Source organism: Pseudovibrio sp. W74 (assembly GCF_001623085.1).
Classification (GTDB): domain Bacteria; phylum Pseudomonadota; class Alphaproteobacteria; order Rhizobiales; family Stappiaceae; genus Pseudovibrio.
On record NZ_LMCJ01000013.1, the window covers coordinates 17,764 to 41,251 of the forward strand.

The following is a 23,488-nucleotide window of genomic DNA, read 5'->3' on the forward strand; positions in this document are numbered from 1 at the left end:
GAACGCTTACCTGCCTCACAGGAATGAAGTGCTAACTGCTAACACCTTCTTCGATAACTTCTCGTGAGCCTTGCGGAGGCATTTCCGGGAATGCCGGAAGCTTCGGATCAATCTCATCCCACGATGGTGCTCTACTGGAATACACGTTTACCTGAGGCTCGATGACCTCCGGCTGGTCAACAGCAGATGCACGCACAAAGATCAAATCTGTCATGGCTGAGTTGAGTGAGTAAACAGCACTGCCGCAGGTTGGGCAAAAGCCCCTTGTGACTACATTTCCACTATTTGCAGGCTTGTCAAAAAATGTGAGCTCCCCAGTCACTTCAACCGCCTCTTTGGGCAGAGCTGCATGAGTGCAATGTCCTGTTCCGGACGACTTGCGACAGTCATCACAGTGACAGTGTGCGGTAATCTGCGGCTTCATTGTGGATTTCAGCTGTACATTCCCGCAAAGGCAGGACCCTGTAAAAGCGCTTTCCATGATACTATCCTTAGTCAGTGTTGAGAGATGACTTAGTGACTTGTAAATTGCAAGTCACTATTCACCATAGGAGAGATTGGCGGTATGTCAACCGAAAACCGTTCCGGCTGCCCGATCGCAAATACGCTGGATATTGTGGGAGACCGTTGGAGCCTCCTGATCCTGCGGGACATGTTCAATGGAAAGAAGATCTTTTCAGAGTTTCTGAGCTCACCAGAGAAGATAACCACGAGCGTTCTGACAGTGCGCCTCAACCAGCTGGAAGCGGCTGGATTGGTGAAAAAGGAGCTCTATCAACCGAACCCAAAGCGCTACCAATATCTCTTGTCTGAGACGGGCAGGGATATTCTACCTGTGCTTCAGGAAATGTGCCGATGGGCCAACAAGCATATGCCTGAAACCTGGATCCCGCCGGAGAGCTTCATGGAAATGAACCCATGAAAAAAGGCTGGACGCGATATCCAGCCTTTCCCAACTTCCAATGATGTCCTGCGGTCAGAATAAAACTGACGGCAGCCATGTCGCAATCTGAGGGAAGAACCAGACCAGTGCCATCCCGACAATCTGCAGCAGGATGTAAGGCAACACCCCTTTGTAGATCATGCCTGTTGTGATCTCAGGCGGAGCTGCCCCGCGCAGGTAAAACAGAGAGAACCCGAACGGTGGCGTCAGGAAGCTGGTTTGCAGGTTGATGGCGATCATCACAGAGAGCCAGATTGGATCAAAGCCCATCATCAGCAGGGTAGGGCCAACGATCGGAAGCAAGATCACCGAGATCTCAACGAAGTCCATGAAAAAGCCCAGTGCGAAGATTAAGGCCATTACAAACAGCAAGGCCCCCATTTCACCGCCTGGCATCGCAGAAATTAGCTCTTCGATACGTGTATCACCACCGAGGCCGCGGAAGATCAGCGAGAACACACTCGCACCAATAATGGTCGCAAAGATCATGGCCGAGATTGAGAGCGTATTGGTCATCACTGGCGCTAACAGCTGAGATCGCCACATGCGCATCACGCTTTGAAGTAGACCACTGATGCTGATGATCAACAGCACAATCGCAACAAACGCCAAACCCCAGTCCGCAGCAGTCAGCTCGCTCTTTTGCAAGCGAATGGTCGTAAAGCCTGCAAGAGTAATCACTGCCAGCAACGCGATGACGCTGGCTCCGAGCAGGAGGTTGGATTTGCCGTTGCTCAGCCGGAAACCAGCAAGCAGCAAAGCGCCAACAGCACCAACCGCGGCAGCTTCTGTTGGTGTCGCGACACCGCCCAAAATTGAGCCCAGAACAGCAATAATCAGAGCCACAGGTGGAATGAGCACAGACGCAATACGGCGCACTGAAGTTGTGCCCAGCACTTGCTTGTCCATAGCAGGCGCACAGCTTGGCTGAAGATAGGCGCGGACAAGCAGATAGACGATGTAAACACCCACCAACATCAATCCGGGGACCAGCGCTGCAGCAAATGTCTGCCCCACACTGATTGTCTCAACGGTGAACTTGCCCTCAGCAAACTGAGCCTGCTGATAGGCGTTGGACATCACCTCAGAAAGAATGATCAGAAGCGTTGAAGGAGGGATAATCTGCCCCAAAGTGCCAGCTGTACAAACCGTACCAGCAGCTAGTTTCGGATCGTAGCCATTACGCAGCATCGTTGGCAAAGCAATCAATGCCATCGTCACCACAGTTGCACCCACAATACCAGTGGAAGCTGCGAGCAACCCACCAACGAGCACAACGGAAATACCCAGACCGCCACGAAGAGAACCGAACAACTTGCCCATTTCTTCCAGCAGGTCTTCAGCAATGCGGCTGCGTTCAAGCACAAGCCCCATGAAGACAAAGAGCGGGATCGCAATCAACACGTTGTTTGTCATCGTGCCGAAAATACGCTGCGAAAGCGCACCCAGCAGGCTGGTATCAAACGTGCCAGCCAGCGCTCCAAGAATTGCGAAGAGAACGGCCACACCAGCAATTGTGAAAGCAACGGGATAGCCCAGCAAAATCGCAAAGCACAAGCCAGCGAACATAAAGATATCGAGAAACTCAATCACAGCTTTGGCTCCTCAACATCAACACCACACAAGAAGAGGCCGTCGCGCAAAATGCCAGAAATACCCTGAATGATCAGAAGGCCGCAAAATGCTGGAATAAGGCTCTTAAGCAAAAAGCTCGCAGGTATGCCGCCAACAGAGATCGGCCCCTCTAGGATCTTCCAGCTGTTGGAAACGAACGGCCAACTGATCCAGAGCAGCAGCCCGACAGTTGGCAACAGAAAGAGCAAAGCGCCAATCAGATTGATGATGGCTTTGGCCTTAGGTGAGGCCTGCCCATAAAAGATGTCAACGCGCACATGCTTGTCAGCCAGAAGCGTATAGCCCGCGCCAAGCATGAAAACGGCGGCATGCATGTAGAGCACGCCTTCGCCGAGAAAGATGTAGCTGATGCCAAACAGATAGCGTAGCAAAACAATCGCAAACTGCAAAAGCAACATAAACAACGCAAACCAACGAATGGTATGGCCAACCATGCGGTTGATAGCGTCGAGTTTCAAGACAACAGAGGTCATCGGTAGAATCCGATCAGGCCAGAGTTTTTTCTTGGCTTTCTAGAGCGCACCTTCGAATAATAGCTATTGGCTTTCGGAGAAAGGAGCGTACTAACTGAGGAAAGCAGGAGAGCAGCCGGGGTGATGTACCCCGACTGAATATCGCGCTGAAAATTCTGACAAACTGGGAGTTTGCCAGAACACTGCAACTTAACCGTAGTTGATGTCCAGAAGACGCATATTCATCTGGCCATTATCTGCCAGAGGTTTGTATTCCTTCATGGATTCACGATAGGTGAGGAAGCTCTCAGTGATGCGTTTCACCAGCTCATCATCGTTCTGACGCAGTTCGCCAATCACTTCACCAGCAGCGTTGCCCATTGCCAGAATAACGTCTTCTGGCATGTTGCGAACCATGACACCTTTTTCCGCAACCAGCATCTTCAGAGCCTTAGCATGGTTGGTGGTGTACTCAGTCCAAACATCGTTGTAGAGCGAGGAACACGCAAACGCGACAACCTGCTTCAGGTCCTTTGGGAGAGCATTGTAAGCCTCAGAGTTCACAGCACATTCTTCAGCTGAAGATGGCTCGCCCACGCCTGGGAAGTAATAGTTCTTGGCAACCTGATAGAAACCCAGAGCAGAGTCTGTCCAGGGACCGATAAACTCACCGGCATCCAGTGTTCCTGTCTGAAGCGCCTGGAACATGTCGCGGCCACCCATTGCCTGAACAGCCATGCCCATCTTGGTGCACATCTCAGAAGCAAGACCAGTGGTACGGAAGCGTAGACCTTTCAGGTCCTCAGCCGAGTTGATTTCGGTGCGGAACCAACCAGCTGCTTGTGGACCAGAGTTGCCACACAAGAATGGCTTCAGGTTAAAGCGCGCATACATTTCGTCATACAGCGCCTGACCACCGCCATGTGCCATCCAGCCGTACTGCTCATCTGCAGTCAAACCAAATGGCTGAGAACCAAACAGCAGGAAGCCTTTGGACTTGGAGCCCCAGTATGCAGGGACAGAGTGGTAAAGTTCAGCAGTTCCCTCCGATACTGCATCAAACACACCACGGCCTGGAACCAGCTCACCAGCTGCATAGAGTTTCACCTCAATGCGCCCACCGGAAAGCATGGTGATACGATCTGCAAGCATCTGCGCTGCAACGCCAGGACCCGGAAGGTTCTTTGGCCACGAGGTGACCATCTTCCATTTGATCTTGTCGGAAGCAACAGCCGGAGCTGCCAAAGCAGAAGCAGCGGTGATGCCAGTTGCAGCAACACCTGCACCCTTAAGAAAATCACGTCTTTTCATAATTTTTCCCCTCAAAAATTAGAATAACAAGGGGCCGCAAACACGGTCCCTCATCGGTTTTGTTTAAAGTCTGGAGTGCCAGAATACGCGGCTAGACCAGTTTGCCCGGAAATGGAGGAACTGACTCAATCAGGAAAGGTTTGTGCTCCCGAGTCAGTTACTTACCTAGAGATGGTAAGTTCAAACCATTCTCCTTGGCGCAATCAATTGCCAATTGGTAGCCTGCGTCCGCATGGCGCATGACACCTGTCGCGGGGTCATTCCACAGCACACGGCCAACACGCTCATCAGCTTCTTTCGTTCCGTCACAACAAATCACCATGCCGGAATGCTGGGAAAAGCCCATGCCAACACCACCGCCATGATGCAAAGACACCCAGGTTGCACCAGAAGCAGTGTTCAGCAACGCATTGAGCAGCGGCCAGTCAGAAACAGCATCAGAACCATCCATCATGGACTCAGTTTCGCGGTTTGGTGACGCGACAGAACCGGAATCTAAATGGTCGCGACCAATCACAATTGGTGCCTTCAGCTCACCGTTGCGGACCATTTCGTTGAATGCAAGGCCGAGACGATGACGCTGTCCAAGGCCAACCCAGCAGATGCGTGCTGGCAACCCTTGGAAGGAAATACGCTCCCGCGCCATGTCCAGCCAGTTATGGAGGTGCGGATCATCAGGAATGAGTTCCTTCACCTTCTGGTCTGTCTTGTAGATGTCCTCAGGATCACCAGAAAGCGCTGCCCAACGGAACGGGCCAACACCTTTACAGAACAACGGACGAATGTAGGCAGGGACAAAGCCCGGGAAGCCGAAGGCGTTCTCTAAGCCTTCTTCAAATGCCATCTGACGGATGTTGTTGCCGTAATCAACTGTTGGAACACCCCGTTCATGGAAGTCCAGCATCGCCTTCACATGTACTTTCATGGAGGCACGGGCCGCTTTCTCAACGGCCTTCGGATCGCTCTCGCGTTTTTCTTTCCACTGCGCCATGGTCCAGCCCTGTGGCAGGTATCCATTGATCGGGTCATGAGCAGACGTCTGGTCTGTCACGATATCCGGACGAATACCACGCTCAACCAGCTCTGCGAAGATGTCAGCTGCATTGCCGAGCAGGCCAACGGATTTAGCCTCACCAGCTGCAGTCCAACGCTCAATCATCTCCAGCGCTTCATCAAGCGTCTTGGCTTTCTCATCGACGTATTTGGTGCGCAGACGGAAATCGATGCTGTCTTCGTTACACTCAACGGCCAGACAAGACGCACCAGCCATGACTGCTGCGAGCGGCTGAGCACCACCCATACCGCCAAGACCACCAGTCAGGATCCACTTGCCCTTCAGGTCTCCACCATAGTGCTGACGACCTGCCTCAACAAAGGTCTCGTATGTGCCCTGAACAATGCCCTGGGAGCCAATGTAAATCCACGAACCAGCAGTCATCTGGCCGTACATTGCCAGACCTTTTTTATCCAGCTCGTTAAAGTGATCCCAGTTCGCCCAATGCGGTACAAGGTTGGAGTTAGCGATTAGAACACGCGGTGCATTCTCATGCGTGCGGAACACACCAACCGGTTTACCGGACTGAACCAGCAAGGTTTCATCAGCTTCCAGTTTTTTGAGGCTATCGACAATGGTGTCGAAGTCTTTCCATGTACGCGCAGCACGGCCAATGCCACCATACACCACCAGTTCATGCGGGTTTTCAGCCACATCAGGGTGCAGGTTGTTCATAAGCATGCGCAACGGTGCTTCCGTCAACCAGCTCTTGGCATTCAACTCTGGCCCGGTTGGTGGAAAGATATCGCGCGTATTCTTGCGAGGGTCTTGAGTGAGCGTATCGGTCATTGTCGGCTCCGTTAGCGTATTCCCGAAAAGTGGTTGCCGGTTTTCGGGTAGGAATACGCGTTAAAACAATGGCTAAAGTGTCAGCTTTAGCGACTTGTACTGGCGTTTGAAAATGCCCCTGCAAGGGCCTGCGCTTCTAATTGAGTAAGAATGGATTTGAGAGTGGCGCGTGTCTTGTCCGCGTGCTCTGGAGCGTAAGCCCACGGGCTCTGCTCAAACATGTAGGCCCGCTGCGCCGTCTCCATCTGAATGGCATGTATGCCAGTCTCGGGTTTGCCATAATGGCGTGTAGTCCAGCCGCCTTTGAAGCGGGCGTTGACCACCGTTTCCACGCTGGCATCTGCACGGCAGGCCGCAACGGTGATCTGCTCAATCATCGGAGCGCACGTCTGTCCAACATTACTGCCAATGTTGAAGACTGGTAGTTCGCCTTCAAACAGAAACGGGATGTTGGAGCGGATGGAATGGCAGTCGTAAAGAGCAGCAACACCAAACTTCTGCCGCACACGCTCCAGTTCTTCCGCAATCGCCTCATGATACGGTGCGTGGAACTTAGCGCGGCGCTCTTCAACTTCATCCTCAGATGGCTCTTGCCCGTCACGGTAAATTGGGCATCCGTCAAAGTCAGTCAGCGGGCAAAGGGTGGTGGTGTTCTGCCCCGGATAAAGCGAGACACCTGCAGGGTCGCGATTGGCATCAATCACATAGCGATGCACTGGTGTCTGGATTACACTCGCGTTTTCCAGCAGACCGTCATAAAGGCGATTGATGTGCCAGTCCGTATCGGCCAGCGCTTGTCCCACTGTGTTGAACCTGTCCCAGATGTTTAAAGGCACATCAGTGCCCCCATGCGGCTGAGCCAGCACAATCGGGCTGTCGCCTCGTTTGATCAGGGGGGAGAAGGAATAGGTCAATCAGGCCTCCTCTAACTTGAAAAACTGAGCTTTGCTGGCAGCATCAAAAATTCGACCAGAAGCAACAAGTTCAGCCGCTTTTTCCAAATCCGGCGCCATGTAACGATCATCTTCCAGTTCTTCCACCTCAGTGCGTACAGCTGCGATAACCTCCTGCAAGATTGGGCTGGTTTTGAGCGGAACGCGGAACTCAATGCCCTGAGCGGCCATCAGCAACTCAATACCGATGATCTGTGAAAGGTTCGCATTCATATCAATCAGGCGCCGCGCCGCATGGGTTGCCATGGAAACATGATCTTCCTGATTGGCACTGGTCGGCGTCGAATCCACGGAGCACGGAGCCGCACGCTGTTTGTTCTCGCTGTAAAGGGCCGCAGAGGTCACGTCCGCGATCATAAAGCCGGAGTTGAGGCCCGGATTTGGTGTCAGGAACGGCGGCAGACCATAGTTGAGTGCAGGATCAACCAGCGTCGCGATCCGGCGCTGCGAGATCGCGCCGATCTCGGAAATGGCAAGAGCGGTCTGGTCAGCGGCAAACGCAACAGGTTCAGCATGGAAATTGCCACCAGAAACAATGGAGCCGTCTTTGAAGACAAGCGGGTTATCAGTCACCGCATTGGCCTCGATCTCAAGCGTATAAGCAACCTGAGCAAGAAGCCCCAGTACAGCGCCCATCACCTGCGGCTGACAGCGCAGACAGTACGGATCTTGCACGCGCTCATCATCCTCGCGGTGGCTTTCTCTGATCGCTGAGCCAGACATCAGCTCGCGAATGGTCGCAGCGGCAGAGATTTGGCCTTTATGACCGCGCAGCTCTTGGATCTCTGGGCGGAACGGGGCGCCAGAGCCCATCAACGCATCAACGGACATAGCACCGGTAATCAACGCAGTCTTCGCAAGACGATGTGCTTGGAACAGGCCCGCAAGAGCAAGTGCAGTTGAAACCTGCGTGCCATTGATCAGCGCAAGGCCTTCCTTCGCTGCTAGCTGAATAGTGGGAATACCAGCCAACTGCATCGCTTCTTTGCCAGAAACACGCACACCACCAAAGAAGGCCTCTCCTTCACCGAGCATCACAGCTGCAACGTGAGAAAGCGGAGCCAGGTCACCGGAAGCGCCAACGCTTCCCTGACCCGGAACCACTGGCACAACATTGTGCGCCAGCATCTGCTCAAGACACTCAATCAACTCCCACCGCACACCAGATGCGCCACGACCCAGCGAGGCGAGTTTTAGCACAATCACCAAACGCACAATGTTTTGCGGCAGCACATCTCCAACGCCGCAGCAATGCGAAAGAATGAGGTTTCTCTGCAAGGTAGCAGTATCATCACTAGGGATTTTGACAGAAGCAAGCTTCCCAAATCCCGTATTCACCCCATACACCGGTGTATCGCCCTGTGCCGCTGCGTGCACAACAGCAGCAGCCCGTTCAACGCCCTCTTTGCAAGAGCGGTCCAGTTCTACGTTGGCTTCAGTGCGATAGATCTGCTGAAGCTGAGAAAGTGCAATTTCTCCCGGTTTTAAAACCAGCTGAGGTTTGGAAGAGACGGTGGGGGAAATAGTCATGAATGCCTCAGTGCTTAATTTGCTTGTGTTTTTGTGATGTCTTTGCCGAGGAAATACAGGCGGTTCAGTGGGTTGAACCCGATCCGGTAGGCCAGTTCGGCTGGCTCCTTTACATCCCAGATCGCAATGTTTGCCTGCTTGCCTGCTTCCAAAGTTCCGCAAGTCTCCGCTTGCCCCAGTGCTTGGGCTGCATTGCGAGTAATCCCAGCCAGCGCTTCCTGCGGTGTCATGCGGAACAAAGTGCACGCCATGTTCATACACAGCAGAAGCGAGGTGAGGGGAGAGGACCCTGGATTGGCATCTGTCGCCAGAGCAATAGGGACACCAGCATCGCGTAATTCCTGAAGCGGAGGATGTTGGGTTTCTCGCAGGAAGTAGAATGCGCCCGGCAGCAGAACGGCAACAGTTCCAGCTTCCTTCATGCTCGCAATACCGGCGACATCCAGATACTCCAGATGATCAGCGGAAAGCGCTTTGTGGCCGGCTGCCATAGCCGTGCCACCAAGATTGGAAAGCTGCTCAGAATGAATTTTAACTGGCAGGCCAAGCTCCTGTGCCCGGTCAAATACGCGGCTAACCTGCTCAGGTGAAAACGCAATCCCTTCACAGAAAGCATCAACCGCATCAGCAAGGTTCTCGGCCTGAACAGCAGGGAGCACTTCATCGCAAACAAAGCTGATATAAGCATCACTGCGTCCTTCATACTCAGGCGGCAACGCATGTGCGCCGAGGAAGGTGGTCAGGACCTTGACTGGCCGAAGTTCACCAATCTTGCGGGCAACTCGCAGCATTTTCAGCTCGGTATTCAGATCCAGCCCATAACCGGACTTAATCTCCAGAAGTGTCACACCCTCCGCCAGTAATGCATCAACGCGTGGTAATGCATCGGCTAGTAGTTCATCTTCACTGGCAGCGCGCGTTGCAGCAACAGTCGAACGAATACCACCACCGGCGCGGGCGATCTCTTCATAGGTCGCACCATTCAACCGCATCTCAAACTCACGAGCGCGGGAACCGCCATAGACAATATGCGTGTGGCAATCAACGAGAGACGGTGTTGCAAGGTGCCCGCCAAGGTCAGTTTGCGCTGTGCCTTTCCAGTCCTCTGGCAACTCCAGCTCAGGACCAATCCAGCAGATCTTATCGTCTTCAATGGCAACCGCTGCGCAATGGATCAGGCCATAACCATCCGACTGCTCAGAAAGAGTTGCAGCTGTCAGGTTGGTGAGTACGGTTCTCCCGCTTGTCATGGACCCTCCCGAGATTCCACGTGAATTCACTTCAGTAAAAATCTACATGGAAATCGCTTAATGTCTATACATAAAAAATGTGCAATGTGCGTAATTCTTGAGCCAATGCATCTGAGGAGGCTGAATAAATAGCTAAATTCAGCCATTATTATCATTATACGGTGATATCTTAGAAAAATGGTGTGGTTGTGTGAGTTGCATTTATGTATATGCTTATTAATGTAAAAATGATCTGAGCTGATCATCGTTTCACATCAAACCTATTGAGTGAGCAATGAAAACCATCTTTGCAGGGCAGGCTTTACTTCCCACTGGTCTAACTGAAAATGTGCGCTTGCGCTTGGACGACAATGGCACAATCAAAGCCGTTGAGACTGGGGTAAAACCTGAAGGCGAAGAGGTTTCCGGCAAAAGCAGAATGATCTGTCCTGCTCCTGCCAACTTGCATTCACATGCCTTCCAACGCGCAATGGCTGGCATGACAGAAGTGCGCCAAAAGGGAAAAGATAGTTTCTGGACCTGGCGTGAGCTCATGTATCGCTTTTTGGGGCAATTGCGCCCTGAGCAAGCTGAGGCAATCGCAGCGCTGGTCTATATGGAGATGTTAGAGGCTGGCTATGCCAGTGTAGGTGAGTTCCACTACCTCCATCACCAACCAGATGGAACACCCTACGACACCCTTGCAGAAATGAGCGACCGCATCTTTGCCGCTGCCAGCCAGACAGGCATTGGCCTCACGCATCTGCCGGTGCTGTATTCCTACGGCGGTGCAGGCGAGCAGCCACTCAGTGGCGGTCAACTACGGTTCGGCAATGATCTCGAACGTCATCTGCAACTCATTGAGCAAGCGTCGAAAACGCTGACTGCCACTCTGCCCGCTGACTGTCAGGTCGGTATCGCACCACATTCACTGCGGGCAACCAACCCATCTCAATTGCGCGAGATTGCTTCCACGTTTGCAGGCAAGCCTGTTCACATCCACATCTCAGAGCAGATGAAGGAAGTAGAAGTCGTTCAGGAATGGCTGGGCGCACGGCCAATCGAATGGTTATTGAGCAATGTTGATGTGCAAGATAACTGGTGCTTCGTGCATGCAACCCACATGACCACAGAGGAAACCGTGGCCATGGCGAAGGCTGGTGTAGTCGCAGGTCTCTGCCCGATTACGGAGGCGAATCTCGGCGACGGCATCTTTAACGGGCCAACATTCATCGAAGCTGGAGGTGTCTATGGTGTCGGCTCGGACAGTAACCTGCGTATCTCGCTCTCTGAAGAACTGCGCATTCTTGAATACAGCCAACGCCTGCGTGATCATTCTCGCAATGTCATGTTGTGTGGAGAAGGCTCTGTCGGCACCGCCATGTATCAGGCCTCTGCCAAAGGTGGTGCACAAGCGCTTGGTCGGCGCACTGGTGAGCTGAAGGAAGGCCATCTGGCTGATGTGGTTGCAATCGACACCACTCGCGTTGAGTTTGCAGGCCTGAGACCAGACCAATATCTCGATTATTGGATTTTTGCAGGCGATGACCGTGTCGTGACTGATGTCTGGTCGGCCGGGCGCAACATGGTGAAAGACGGACAGCACATCCATCGTGCAGCTATCACGGCTAAATACAGAGAACAGCTTGCAGTTTTGCTGGAAGCAGCCTAACAACGCCGCAATCAATTCCATATGAAAACGACGGGACAAGCGCTTGCGATCCTATAAGGAAATTAGAGGCATTTTGCAGGAACGGATCACCAGCCAGCAATGGCAGCCCGGTGATTTGTTACCAAGCGAGCAAGCGCTTTCTGAGGAGTTTGGGTGTACCCGATCAACCGTCAACCGCGCGATGCGAGAGCTTGCGGACGCCGGTCTGGTCGAACGCCGCCGCAAAGCTGGCACCCGTGTCGTTCAACCGAAATCCCATCCTGCAACCATTTCCATTCCAGTGATCCGGCAAGAAATCGAAAACAAGGATCAGTCTTACAAGTACCTGCTACTGGAGCGTCTGGAAGCCCTGCCGCCGGAAGATGTTCGTGCCCAGCTTGGATTGGAGCAAAACGAGAAAGCTCTTTTTCTGAAAAGCTTGCATTATGGTGACGGCATTCCGCAGCAGCTTGACGTGCGCTGGATCAACATTTCTGCATTACCTGAAGCCTCGCAGGAGAGTTTTGCTGATATCGGCCCAAATGAATGGCTGCTACAACGCGTCCCACACCCAAACATTGAGCACGTCTTCCGCGCCGACAAAGCTACAGCTGAGGAGCAACGGCTCCTGCAGCTGCAAGAGTGTGAGCCTGTTTTCACGATTGAGCGTCGCACATGGATTTCAGGGCAGGGCATAACTTACGTGCGTCTTGTGCACCCAGGTAGCCGTCACCGCATGGCAACACGCAGTTCAGCAACCCCCACCTTCAACTAGCGAGATCTAGCCAGTATTTTGCTTTTCCTTTTGCTCCAGTTGGGCGAAGTGATCTTCCAGCCGGATTTTGCCATAGCACTTCCCAATCATGTCCATCCGCATGGCACTCAGGAAAAACTGGATCGGTCCATAAGTTTTCACGGATGTGAACGTCTCCAGCACCCGCTGTAGTGCGATGCTGATCCAATTGGGGAGATGCGTGATCCTGGCTTTCTTGCTCAAGCTCTTAAAGGCGATCTCAGCCAACTCGTTGTGGGTATACTTCACCGGACCACCAACCTCGGCGTAGGCTTGCCCTTCTTCGATAATCTCAAAGCAAGCTGCGGCGAGGTCAGCCCCGTGGATCGGATTGATGCGAAAGTCTCCAGAACCAAACATGTAAACCCGGCCAGATTTCGCCATGCCCCGGAATTCCTCAATATCTGAGAAGTACCCGCTTGGAGAAATAACTGTACTTTTGATTGGCGCGGATTGAAGCACCTCAACAAAGTGCTGTTTGGCGCGCACGAGTTTCACATTCAGCAGTTTACTCGCGTTCAGCACATGGACATACGCAAAATGAGGGACGCTGTTCTCCACTGCGAGATCAAGCAGGTTTTTGTTGGCCTGATAATCCACGTCGTTGTAACTCAAGCCGTCTTTCTGGCGGGTAATACCAAGCGCAGAGACGACAAGGTCAACATCATCCATCAGCCCGAGCAAGCTGTTTGGGTGAGTAACTTCCCCCTCAAAAAACTCACTGGCTTCAAGGCCTTTCGTGCGGGCTGCTTGCTCATTGCGCACAAGAGCACGAACGCACCAGCCCTGGCGCTGATAATAGGAGGTGAGATAAGAACCCAGATAGCCGGTTGCGCCTGCAATTACGACGGTCTTCATTACAATTCCTCAAACGATCAGGTGCCGCAAAAGGTCTGCTGCCAATGAAAATACGAGGCGCCGAGTACCTTTTGGGTATTCCGCCCCGGAAGTGCTTGCGTCGAGTAATGGCTCTTCAAAGGCGGGAGGTCTTTAAGTTTATAGGGGATGAGGTCGCGCAGAATTTTGCTCAAGCAACACTTATTCCCGCTTTCAAAAATGAGAGCTTCCGCGGATAAAATCAACCGCTATTTGTGCATAGTCAAGGTTTCAAGACAAAGTGGATACACAAAAAAAGGAAGAGCCTTTCAGCTCTCCCCTTCTGGTGATGAATGGCCTCTTGTTGCAATCAGCCTTTGCCTTGCCAAGGAATGAGCAAGCGCTCCAAATACCGCATACCAAGTTCAATGGTGTACCCAATAAGCCCGATGACCATGATCCCGATCACCACCGTATCCGTTTGCAAAAAGTTCTTTGCAATCATGATCATGGAACCGACGCCCTTATCCGCTGCCACCAGCTCTGCAGCAACAACAGTGCCCCAGCAAACACCCATGGCTGTTCTGAGGCCGGTGAAAATCTCCGGCAGTGCATTTGGCAAAATCACATGAAACAGGATCTGTGTGCGAGACGCTCCAAGTGAATAAGCGGCATGCACCTTGGTGATCTTGACGCTGTTCACGCCTGACCGCGCTGCAATGGTCATGATAAACAAGGACGCTAGGAACAGCAGGAAGATCTTTGCGGTCTCATCAATACCAAACCACAGGATAATCAGTGGTATCAGAGCAAGTGGCGGAATTGGGCGCATGAACTCCACGATTGGATCGAATAATCCGCGCGCAATTGAGGATAGGCCCATGGCCAGCCCAAGTGGAATGCCAACAAGTGCACCTAACAGTACGCCGCCAAGGACACGGAACACTGAGATGCCGATGTGATCCCAGAAGGCGACATTACGGAACCCTTCCGAAAGCAGCTTGCCCATCCGGGTAAGAGTTGCATTGACAGACGGCCAGTAGAAGCTCTCCAGCATGCCGAGTGCGCTGGCAATCCCCCAGGCAGATAGTAAAATGACAACAGTCAGGATCGAGTAAAACCGACCTGAATTAACCGCGCTGGCATCGCCAAAGCGAACGGTCTTCTGCTGCGTGAAAACATTGTCTTTAAGCCCGAGCCAGACGGAGACTCCTGAAGGCGGTGTATGGTGTTTGCTCATGTCGGCCTCCTATGCTGGTTCAAGTGCTTGGTCGTTGCCCATAATCTCTTCTTCCATGCCCCAAATAAGGGACAGGACTTCCTCACGCGTCTCCACAAACTCATGGGAAGCTTTGATCTGGCGTGGGCTCTCCACCAACCCGCGGTCCGCAAACGGCAGCTCGTACTCACGTAAAATACGGCCCGGACGCGGGGCCATCACAATAAGCCGCTCACCAAGGAACAAGGCTTCTTCAACAGAGTGTGTGATGAGAATGATGGTTTTGCGCGTCTCTTTCCAAAGCTTCAGCACAAGGCTCTGCATCTTCTCGCGGGTCAAAGCATCCAGCGCACCAAGAGGCTCATCCATCAGGATCACTTCCGGATCATTAGCAAGGCAACGGGCTAAAGCGACGCGTTGCTGCATGCCGCCGGAGAGCTGATAGACTGGCTTTTTGCCAAAATCCTGCAAACCGACAATCTGCAAAAGCTCGTCCACTTTGCGTTTGGTCTCCGCCGCAGGCCGCCCCGCCATTTTCGGTCCGAATGCGATGTTTTTTTCAACCGTCATCCATTCAAACAAGGCGCCCTGCTGAAACACCATTCCGCGGTCAGAGCCGGGGCCTGTCACATCCACATTCTCACGGATGATTTTACCGGAGGTGGGGCGAAGGAAGCCTGCAATGATGTTGAGAAGAGTAGTTTTACCGCATCCCGATGGACCAAGAACGGAGATGATCTCACCGTCCTTCACATTCAAATTGACGTTGTTGAGAGCATGGACTTGATCACCGTTGGGAAGGGTGAACACCATAGAGATATTGTCGGCAACTATTCCACTCAAAGCGCTTCTCCCGGTTCTTTGGAAAATGCCTGGTTCGCCCGGTCTTTTTATTGGAAGAATGGCGGGACATTGCCCGCCATTTTCAAAAGTCTTTTATTTAAGATAGCTGGCGTCGACGAACTGGGAGTAATCATCCAGTGCTTCATCAAGTCCACCAGCAGAAACCATGACATCCGCCACGCCTTTTGCTGCAGCCTGAATGCCACCGCCGAGCCAGTTCTCACTCAACTGCTCTTCACTGCTTGGAAAGCCAAAGTTCGCGATCATCCTCTTCGCTGGCTCAATATCCATACCCGCAGCACGCGCAATCTTGTCGTACATGGCGTTAGGGTCTGTATTGTACGCAGTGTTGGCCTGATTGGTGACCTCCATGAACTTCTTCACCAGATCAGGATGTTCAGCAGCAAAGTCGCTGGTCACGTTCACCACATCAAAGGTATTGATGCCAACGGCCTCCTGCTCTGCACCAGTCATCAACGGAGTGCCAACTGTTTTCATCCGGTCGAGCGCACCACCAAAGGCACAGCCCATTGCTACATCACCACGCAAAACAGCAACTGCTGCATCAGCCGGGTTCATTTGCACAAGGTTCACCTTTGCGAGGTCAACGCCCAGATGGTCCAGCGTGCGGATCAGCTTGTAATGGGTAACGTTGCCAATCGGAGTGGCAACCTTCTTGCCTTCCAACTCCTTGGCATTTGCCTTGGTAATACCGGTGTCGTTGCGCACAATGCAAAGGTCGTTCTCAGCATAAGTCACGGCGACGCCGACAAGTTTGATTGGAGCACCGGAGGAAACACCAACAACGAAAGGCACGAACCCATTGCTGTACGCAATTTGCACATCGCCGGAGACCATGGCCTGAACCATTTCGTTTCCGTTGCCAAACGCCCGCCATTCAACTTCCAGACCCAGCGCTTCGTCATAGGTCTTGTCAATCTGGGCTGCTTGGTTCGCGGTGGGCCATTCCAGAAAATAGGCTACGGTGATTTTATCAAGCGCGTGAGCAGAGCTCATACCAAGGCTCGCGACCATGCCTGCTGCAAGAGCCAGTTTTCCTGCAAGCTTCTTCAATGCCATCTCTATTCCCCCTCTGCGGTGCTAAGTTCTTATTCCCTCGTTATTTTTACGCGTTCCCTATTCTTGGGACTTCCTTAAACCTAAGCTTTCAGCAATTGAGGACACTATGAAACCGCAGGTCCCGGTAGTGCCAGTTGGTGAAACCCGATGGAACCAGACAGTATTTCTCGATCTGCATTCATTTATAAGTGCCCAATCTGCCAATATTATTCTCTATATCTCTGCGGAAGATTAGGTTGGAGCTTCTCAATAACAGTGATTCCTCTGTATAAATAAACGAAGAATCCTATGTTCATGCTGATGTATATGAGCAATCGCTACTTTTTGTGCTGCGTCGCAGCAATTTATCTGCGGTCTCCGATAGTAATTCTATGCCCTTTGGAATTTTATCGGCGTGGATCGAAGAAAAGCCAAGACGGAAATAGTTTTTACCTTGGTTCGCATCTGCAAAGAACACGTTCCCCGGCTCAATCAGGACACCCTGCTTCAGCGCCTCTTGGGCAAGAACCGTCGCATCCAGATCAGGTGGCCCGCTCACCCAGAAGGACGATCCACCAAACGCAGAAACCTGCGCCCAGCCGGGAAAGTGCGTTTCCATAGCTTCGCTTAGCGCATTCCAGCGGCTTGAATAGGCATGGTGCAGCTTGCTGATCAACGCATCTTGTGAGCCCTGTGCCAGAAACAACGCAACACTGCGCTGGTTGTTGCCCGGCGGATGGCGGAGCATCAGCCGCCGCATGGCGCGGATTTCCTTGATCACCGGCTTCGGTGCCACAATAAACCCAATCCTCAACCCCGGCATGATGGACTTGGAAAGACTTCCCACATAAAGCACCCGCCCAGATGCATCGACAGACCGCAAAGCAGCGGTCGGTTGCCCGCGATAGTTGGTCTCGTACTCGTAATCATCTTCAATAATCAGAGCGTCGGACTGAGCCGCCCATTCCAGCACCTCGCGACGGCGTTTCATCGTCATCGTGGTGTTGGTGGGGAACTGATGGCTCGGCGTCACATACACCAGCTTGGCATCCCCAAGCATATCGGCCCGTATGCCTTCCTCATCCACAGGAATGGCCCTTATGTCGGAACTCCTGAGTCGCATGATGTTTCGCACATCAGGATATCCGGGGTCTTCCACTGCAACAGGTGTATCCGGCTTCACAAACAAATGCGCGATCAGAAACAGAGCATTCTGCGCACCCATCGTCACCAGAATCTCGTCAGATTCGGCAATCACACCGCGCCGGATCAAGATGCGCCGCTGGATCTGTTCAATCAGCATCGGATCATCAGCCGTAAAGCGGTCATCCGTCCAGGCATCCAGCCATTTGATGCTCATTGTCTGGCGCACACAATCCCGCCACGCACTGATGGGAAACAGCGTTGGGTCCACCTGACCGTAGATGAACGGGTAGGGATAGCTGTGCCAGTTCTCGGTCTTCAATATATTGAATTGAGTGGACGGTGTAAGCCGCAACTTAGAAGCCCAATCCACACGATCACCGGGAACTTGTTCCTTGGGCTGGACCCGATCAGGCAGCTGTCCCAGATTCTCAATCACCTCTGGCGACACATAAAACCCGGATCGTTCACGGGTAATCAGATACCCATCCGCCGCCAGTGCCTGATAGGCCAGCATGACCGTGTTGCGCGAAACACTTAACCGTTTCGCCAACGCACGCGTTGAAGGAACAGGTGTGTTTTCAGCAAGTTGGCCGGAAAGAATAGCAGAGACGAGCATCTCCCTGATCTGGCTTTGCAGCGTCGTACTGTCATCCCGGTCAACGGAAAACAAGCTGTATCTCATGGCTGGCCCCTCCCTCCAAATCACGAGTGAAGTATCAGCATGAGTTCATCTGGCTCTATGGTCAAGAACAACTGGACCTATCTGACCTATTATTTCGGCGACAAGATATTTCTCACAGTACCTCTGGGGAACTGTTGGCGAATAACTCAGTGTTCTAGGAGAAAGATCGAGATGAGTGTCCTTGCAGAGCCGATTGAACAAGCGAAAACCAATTCTCTTGAGCAACACTGGATGCCGTTTTCCGCAAACAAAGAATTTAAAAGCGCACCGCGTCTCATCACCCGTTCAGAGGGGATGTACCTTTGGAATCAAAACGGTGACAGATTGGTCGATGGCTCTTCCGGGCTGTTCAACGTGCCTGCAGGCCATGCGCGCAAGTCGATCGCGGATGCCGTTCATGCGCAGATGATGCAGAACGGATACACAGCGCCCTTCCAGCTGGGCCAGCCGACATCCTTTGAGTTTGCGGCAAAACTCACCAAAATTATGCCAGAGCCCTTCAATCACGTGTTCTTTGTGAATTCAGGATCGGAGGCCATCGATACCGCGCTGAAAATGGTCATGGCCTATCATCGTGCAAACGGTGATGCACAGCGCACTCGCTTTGTCTCTCGCGAGCGGGCGTACCACGGCGTGAATATGGGCGGTGTTTCTTTGGCTGGTATGGTCAAAAACCGCGAAACTTTCCCGGTTGTCATGCCAAACATCGTCATGATGCGCCATACGTGGAACGAGGAAAACGCCTTCACAAGAGGCCAGCCGGAAACCGGTGTGGAACTGGCAAATGATCTGCAGCGCTTCTGCGAGACCTACGGTGGCTCCACAATCGCCGCTGTGTTCATTGAGCCTGTTGCCGGATCTACCGGAACGCTCGTCCCACCAAAGGGATACTTGGAGCGCGTGCGTCAGATCTGTGATGAACACGGTATCTTGCTGGTATTTGATGAAGTGATCACTGGCTTCGGACGTCTCGGCAAACCGTTTGCAGTGGATGCGTTCAACGTGATGCCAGACATCATAACACTGGCAAAAGCACTCACCAACGGAGCAATCCCGATGGGTGCCGTTGCAGCCTCAGATCAGGTTTATGAAACCATCACCGAAGCAGCGCCAGAAAATGCCATCGAGTTCTTCCATGGCTACACATATTCGGCGCACCCGGCAGCCTGTGCAGCAGGTTTGGCGACGCTTAAAATTTACGAGGAAGAAGGTTTGTTTGATCGGGCAGCTGAGCTGAGCGATTACTTCCTTGATGCAATCTGGTCCCTGCAGGATATCCCGATTGTGAAGGATATTCGAGGCTACGGGCTTATGGGCGGCGTAGAGGTTCACCCGCTTCCCGGCAAACCGGGCATCCGCGGCAACGAGATGCAAAAGCGGTTGTTCTGGAACGGCTGTCACGCCAAATGGACGGGGGACACAGCCATCCTGGCGCCAGCGTTTATTGCAGAGCGAAGCCACGTCGATGAGATCGTAGATGCAATGAGGAAAACGCTCACAGCTGAATAGATCGAAGAAAGTATTGTTTTGAGAAGAGCACATTTGTGCTCTTCTTTTGTTTTTCAAATTGGTTGAGGGGAGGCGATCAATGACGAAGTCTATTCCGCAAAATGCGCGTGTCGTGATCATTGGTGGCGGTATTGCCGGGTGTTCAGTTGCATATCATCTGGCAAAGCTTGGCTGGCAGGACATCGTGCTGCTGGAGCGCAAGCAGCTCACGTGCGGCACCACCTGGCATGCCGCAGGGCTGATCGCCCAATTACGCGCATCCAAAAACATGACGCGCCTCGCCAAATACTCGCAGGAGCTCTATGGCGATCTGGAAGCAGAAACCGAAATCGCGACAGGTTTTCGCCGCAACGGATCAATCACAGTTGCCTTAACCGAAGAACGCCGCAGTGAAATCCTGCGATCAGCCGCAATGGCGCGGGCGTTTGGGGTGGAAGTAGAAGAGATCACCACCTCAGAACTGTTGGACCGCTACCCCTATGTAAATGCGCAGGATGTAACAGCAGCTGTCTACCTGCCAAAGGATGGGCAGGGTGACCCGGGCAACATTGCATTAGCTCTTGCCAAAGGCGCCCGCCAACGCGGAGCACAGGTGTTTGAAGGTGTCAAAGTCACAGGCATTGCTAAGAAAAATGGAGCGGTCTCGGGAGTCTCTTGGCAGCGAGATGGAAGTGATGAGCAAGGTCATATCGCAGCTGACTATGTGGTCAATTGTGCAGGCATGTGGGCGCATCAACTGGGCAAAATGGCTGGCGTCAACGTGCCGTTACATGCCTGTGAGCATTTCTATATGGTCACAGATAACATCGCTGGCCTCCCACAACTCCCCACGCTGCGCGTGCCGGATGAATGTGCCTACTACAAGGAAGATGCCGGCAAAATCCTGCTGGGCGCGTTTGAGCCAACCGCCAAACCATGGGGCATGCAGGGCATCTCGGATGATTTCTGTTTTGACCAGTTGCCAGAAGATATCGAGCACTTCGAGCCCATCCTGGAACAAGCGGTCAACCGTTTCCCCGAGCTGGCCGTAACTGGCATTCACACCTTCTTCAACGGTCCTGAAAGTTTCACACCGGATGATGCTTATCATCTGGGCGAAGCGCCGGAACTCAAGAACTTCTTTGTCTGTGCTGGCTTCAACTCCATCGGTATTCAATCCGCTGGTGGCGCAGGCATGGCGCTCGCCCATTGGATGGAGCATGGCAATCCACCCTTTGATATTTCCGATGTTGATATCAGGCGCATGCAGCCGTTCATGGGCAACAAAACGTTCCTCTATCAGCGCTCGAAAGAAACGCTCGGCCTGCTCTATGCCGATCACTTCCCCTTCCGCCAGAAAGCCACGGCACGCGGCGTCCGTCGCTCTCCGCTGCATGAGCATCTCAAACAAGCTGGTGCAGCCTTCGGTGAAGTTGCAGGCTGGGAGCGCGCCAACTGGTTTGCCGATCAAGGGCAAGACCCGACCTACGAATACTCTTGGAAGCGCCCAAACTGGTTTGAGAACTCCAAGCGTGAGCACCTCGCCATCCGCAACAATGTCGGCCTCTATGACATGTCCTCCTTCGGCAAAATCCGCGTTGAAGGCCCGGATGCAGAAGCACTGCTCAATCATATGTGCGGCGGAGACATGTCTGTGCCTGTCGGCAAAATTGTCTACACGCAGTTCCTCAATGAACGTGGTGGTATTGAAGCCGATCTCACCGTCACGCGCCTCTCAGAGACTGCTTATCTACTCGTAACTCCAGCAGCCACTGTTATCCGGGAACTCAGCTGGCTCAATAAGCACAAGGCTGGCGCCAATGTAGTCATCACTGACATCACAGCAGGCGAGGCTACACTGGTGGTGATGGGGCCAAACTCGCGAGAGCTGCTCTCCAAAGTCTCCAATCACGACTGGTCCAACGAGAACCATCCATTCGGAACCATGCAGGAGATCGAACTCGGCATGGGCCTCGCTCGTGCACACCGTGTTTCCTATGTGGGTGAACTGGGCTGGGAGCTCTATGTCTCAACCGACATGGCCGCCCATGCCTATGAGACACTCGTGGAAGCAGGCGCCGATATCGACCTGAAACTCTGCGGTCTCCACGCAATGGATTCCCTGCGCATCGAAAAAGGCTTCCGACATTTCGGTCACGATATCACCGAGGAAGATCATGTTGTGGAAGCAGGTCTCGGCTTTGCTGTCAGCACCAAGAAACCATCCTTCATCGGCAGAGACGCGGTCTTACGTAAGAAGGAAGAAGGCCTCTCATCCCGAATGTTGCAGTTCAAGCTGAAAGATTCAGAACCACTTCTGCATCACAACGAACCAGTCCTGCGCGATGGTGAGATCGTCGGTTACCTCACCTCCGGCAACTACGGCCACACTCTGGGCGGTGCCATTGGCCTTGGCTACGTGCCATGCAAAGGCGAGACAATCAAAGACATGCTTGCATCCAGCTACCAGATCGATGTTGAAGGCACACTTTACGACGCCGAAGCATCCTTCAAACCGATGTACGACCCCAAGAGCCTGCGTATGCGCGGTGTGAAGGAACTGGAAAGCGCATAACTCAAGACAACACCTCGCACGGCGTGCGAGGTGTTCTTCTAATCTGATAGGTGCGATGCTGCTGCTTAAATATGCTCAGCTTTAAAGTACTCGACCCAGTTAGCGATCTCTTTTGCAGCATCTGCAGCTGTCAGTTCAGTAACATTCAGCTCCATAAAATGTTCTGCATCTTTACCGAGGAGGCCCCTTGCTCTTTGGTGGTTTTGAGCTGCGTAGTCAGCATCACGCGGTTTGCGCTTCAGGTCTCTATCTGAACTCTGAATGCGCCGCTGGTTTTCTTCCAGCTCACAATGCACATGCACAACAAGGAGGGGACCGCGAGATAGCGAGAGCTGTTCAAGGCCAGCCCAGTACTCTTCGCAAAATGCACTCCCAACGGTCAGAGCTTCTGTCATGACCACAGGTACACCGGCAGGCAGCTCGCATATAAGATCATCAGCAAGGCGACGAACAGCCTTAATACTCTCGTAAAAAGCAGGGGTTTTCCGTTCAGTCAGAGCGAAGGCTAGATTCCAGACGGTGTGATTGTCTAAGAGACGGGCATCTATAGTGTCCGCTAACTCTCGGCCAATGCTCAGCTTCCCAACACCGGGATAGCCATTCATAACGATAAGCATAATGAAGGTTCCAGAAGAGGTGTAGCACTAGCAGGCCGAAGAGGGATGCATATGAGAAAGTGCACTGGTGAGCCTATTCGAAGCTTGATCTTCAGGCAACCTCCGTTGGTGGGCAGACGCTTTAAAAGAAAAAAGCCCGGGCAGCTTTGCACTGCGCGGGCTTTAAGGTTCATGCCCCTCTCAGAGGAGGCGAGACGGGCACTGCTGGGGGACTTACGCGAGTTCTTGTTCGCGCATATCTTCCGCGTTGATGCCAGCGACAGCAACAGGTGCTTTCATGGCGTCTCTGCGGAAAGGCTCACCAAGTTCCTGGTTGAGGATCACCTCAATGAACGTGGTCTCGTTACGTTCCATCTGGCCCTCAATGGCGTCATTCAGGGTCTTGGTCAGCTCATCAGTGCCGAACACCTGAATGCCCTTCAGGCCGCAAGCCTCTGCAATCTTGGCGTACTGAACTTCCAGATTGAGCTCAGTGCCAACGAAGTTGTCGTCGTACCACAGCGTCGTGTTGCGCTTCTCCGCACCCCATTGATAGTTGCGGAAGATCACCATGGTGATTGGTGGCCAGTCATCACGACCACACGCGGTCATCTCGTTCATGGAGATACCAAAGGCACCGTCACCGGCAAACCCAACCACTGGCACGTCAGGACGCCCAATCTTCGCGCCCAAAATGGCGGGCAAGCCATAACCGCAAGGCCCG

The 23,488-nt window shown here is 52.9% G+C and carries 20 protein-coding genes; 5 read left to right on the forward strand and 15 right to left on the reverse strand.

Features of this window, described 5'->3' with window-relative positions:
• Positions 1–31: 31 nt before the first annotated feature.
• Positions 32–481 carry a GFA family protein gene (locus tag PsW74_RS09035; protein WP_063286673.1) on the reverse strand — a complete coding sequence of 150 codons (450 nt, stop codon included), beginning with the start codon at positions 479–481 and terminating at the stop codon, positions 32–34.
• A gap of 84 nt (positions 482–565) precedes the next feature.
• Here PsW74_RS09035 and PsW74_RS09040 point away from each other — a divergent pair, with 84 nt between their 5' ends.
• A complete protein-coding gene (locus tag PsW74_RS09040) occupies positions 566–922 on the forward strand; it encodes a helix-turn-helix domain-containing protein (protein ID WP_057464141.1) in 357 nt (118 codons plus the stop codon).
• Positions 923–976: 54 nt separating this feature from the next.
• Here the strand turns inward: PsW74_RS09040 and PsW74_RS09045 are convergent, their stop codons facing one another.
• From PsW74_RS09045 to hutI, 7 genes are all read right to left on the reverse strand, one after another.
• Positions 977–2,536, reverse strand: coding sequence for a TRAP transporter large permease subunit (locus PsW74_RS09045; RefSeq protein ID WP_082830524.1), 1,560 nt, complete (start codon positions 2,534–2,536; stop codon positions 977–979).
• Positions 2,533–3,051 carry a TRAP transporter small permease subunit gene (locus tag PsW74_RS09050; RefSeq protein ID WP_063286674.1) on the reverse strand — a complete coding sequence of 173 codons (519 nt, stop codon included), beginning with the start codon at positions 3,049–3,051 and terminating at the stop codon, positions 2,533–2,535. The genes PsW74_RS09045 and PsW74_RS09050 overlap by 4 nt, the downstream gene beginning before the upstream one ends.
• 189 nt (positions 3,052–3,240) lie before the next feature.
• Complete coding sequence (locus PsW74_RS09055) at positions 3,241–4,341, reverse strand: TRAP transporter substrate-binding protein (protein ID WP_063286675.1); 1,101 nt, start codon at positions 4,339–4,341, stop codon at positions 3,241–3,243.
• Positions 4,342–4,498: 157 nt separating this feature from the next.
• Positions 4,499–6,184 (reverse strand): urocanate hydratase, encoded by a 1,686-nt coding sequence (gene hutU / locus PsW74_RS09060; RefSeq protein ID WP_063286676.1) that lies wholly within the window; start codon positions 6,182–6,184, stop codon positions 4,499–4,501.
• 86 nt (positions 6,185–6,270) lie between these two features.
• The gene (hutG, locus tag PsW74_RS09065; protein ID WP_082830525.1) at positions 6,271–7,098 is read right to left on the reverse strand and encodes an N-formylglutamate deformylase; all 828 of its coding nucleotides are present in this window, start codon (positions 7,096–7,098) and stop codon (positions 6,271–6,273) included.
• A complete protein-coding gene (gene hutH / locus PsW74_RS09070) occupies positions 7,099–8,667 on the reverse strand; it encodes a histidine ammonia-lyase (RefSeq protein WP_063286677.1) in 1,569 nt (522 codons plus the stop codon).
• A gap of 14 nt (positions 8,668–8,681) precedes the next feature.
• Positions 8,682–9,917: an imidazolonepropionase gene (gene hutI, locus PsW74_RS09075; RefSeq protein WP_063286678.1), complete on the reverse strand. Its 1,236-nt coding sequence runs from the start codon at positions 9,915–9,917 to the stop codon at positions 8,682–8,684.
• 274 nt (positions 9,918–10,191) lie between these two features.
• On the opposite strand from hutI, the gene PsW74_RS09080 reads away from it, so the two are divergent.
• Both PsW74_RS09080 and PsW74_RS09085 read left to right on the forward strand, forming a co-directional pair.
• Positions 10,192–11,568 (forward strand): formimidoylglutamate deiminase, encoded by a 1,377-nt coding sequence (locus PsW74_RS09080; RefSeq protein ID WP_063286679.1) that lies wholly within the window; start codon positions 10,192–10,194, stop codon positions 11,566–11,568.
• A 43-nt stretch (positions 11,569–11,611) separates the two neighbouring features.
• The gene (locus tag PsW74_RS09085; protein ID WP_063286680.1) at positions 11,612–12,322 is read left to right on the forward strand and encodes a UTRA domain-containing protein; all 711 of its coding nucleotides are present in this window, start codon (positions 11,612–11,614) and stop codon (positions 12,320–12,322) included.
• A 6-nt stretch (positions 12,323–12,328) separates the two neighbouring features.
• Here PsW74_RS09085 and PsW74_RS09090 read toward each other — a convergent pair whose 3' ends face one another.
• From PsW74_RS09090 to PsW74_RS09110, 5 genes are all read right to left on the reverse strand, one after another.
• Entirely contained in the window at positions 12,329–13,198 is an 870-nt protein-coding gene (locus PsW74_RS09090) for an SDR family oxidoreductase (protein WP_063286681.1), read from the reverse strand.
• 328 nt (positions 13,199–13,526) lie between these two features.
• Entirely contained in the window at positions 13,527–14,396 is an 870-nt protein-coding gene (locus tag PsW74_RS09095) for an ABC transporter permease subunit (RefSeq protein WP_057464094.1), read from the reverse strand.
• Between the two features lie 9 nt (positions 14,397–14,405).
• Positions 14,406–15,188 carry an ABC transporter ATP-binding protein gene (locus PsW74_RS09100; protein WP_063286682.1) on the reverse strand — a complete coding sequence of 261 codons (783 nt, stop codon included), beginning with the start codon at positions 15,186–15,188 and terminating at the stop codon, positions 14,406–14,408.
• A 123-nt stretch (positions 15,189–15,311) separates the two neighbouring features.
• On the reverse strand, positions 15,312–16,298 hold the full coding sequence (locus tag PsW74_RS09105) for an ABC transporter substrate-binding protein (protein ID WP_063286683.1): 987 nt from the start codon (positions 16,296–16,298) through the stop codon (positions 15,312–15,314).
• Between the two features lie 292 nt (positions 16,299–16,590).
• The gene (locus PsW74_RS09110; RefSeq protein ID WP_063286684.1) at positions 16,591–18,105 is read right to left on the reverse strand and encodes a PLP-dependent aminotransferase family protein; all 1,515 of its coding nucleotides are present in this window, start codon (positions 18,103–18,105) and stop codon (positions 16,591–16,593) included.
• Positions 18,106–18,276: 171 nt separating this feature from the next.
• Here PsW74_RS09110 and PsW74_RS09115 point away from each other — a divergent pair, with 171 nt between their 5' ends.
• Together PsW74_RS09115 and PsW74_RS09120 are read left to right on the forward strand one after the other, a co-directional pair.
• Positions 18,277–19,614 (forward strand): aminotransferase class III-fold pyridoxal phosphate-dependent enzyme, encoded by a 1,338-nt coding sequence (locus PsW74_RS09115; protein ID WP_063286685.1) that lies wholly within the window; start codon positions 18,277–18,279, stop codon positions 19,612–19,614.
• Between the two features lie 79 nt (positions 19,615–19,693).
• The gene (locus PsW74_RS09120) at positions 19,694–22,168 is read left to right on the forward strand and encodes an FAD-dependent oxidoreductase (RefSeq protein ID WP_063286686.1); all 2,475 of its coding nucleotides are present in this window, start codon (positions 19,694–19,696) and stop codon (positions 22,166–22,168) included.
• 65 nt (positions 22,169–22,233) lie between these two features.
• Here the strand turns inward: PsW74_RS09120 and PsW74_RS09125 are convergent, their stop codons facing one another.
• Positions 22,234–22,785, reverse strand: coding sequence for a hypothetical protein (locus PsW74_RS09125; RefSeq protein ID WP_063286687.1), 552 nt, complete (start codon positions 22,783–22,785; stop codon positions 22,234–22,236).
• Between the two features lie 213 nt (positions 22,786–22,998).
• A partial coding sequence (locus tag PsW74_RS29655; RefSeq protein ID WP_244277851.1) for a thiamine pyrophosphate-dependent enzyme occupies positions 22,999–23,488 on the reverse strand: 490 nt, incomplete at its 5' end.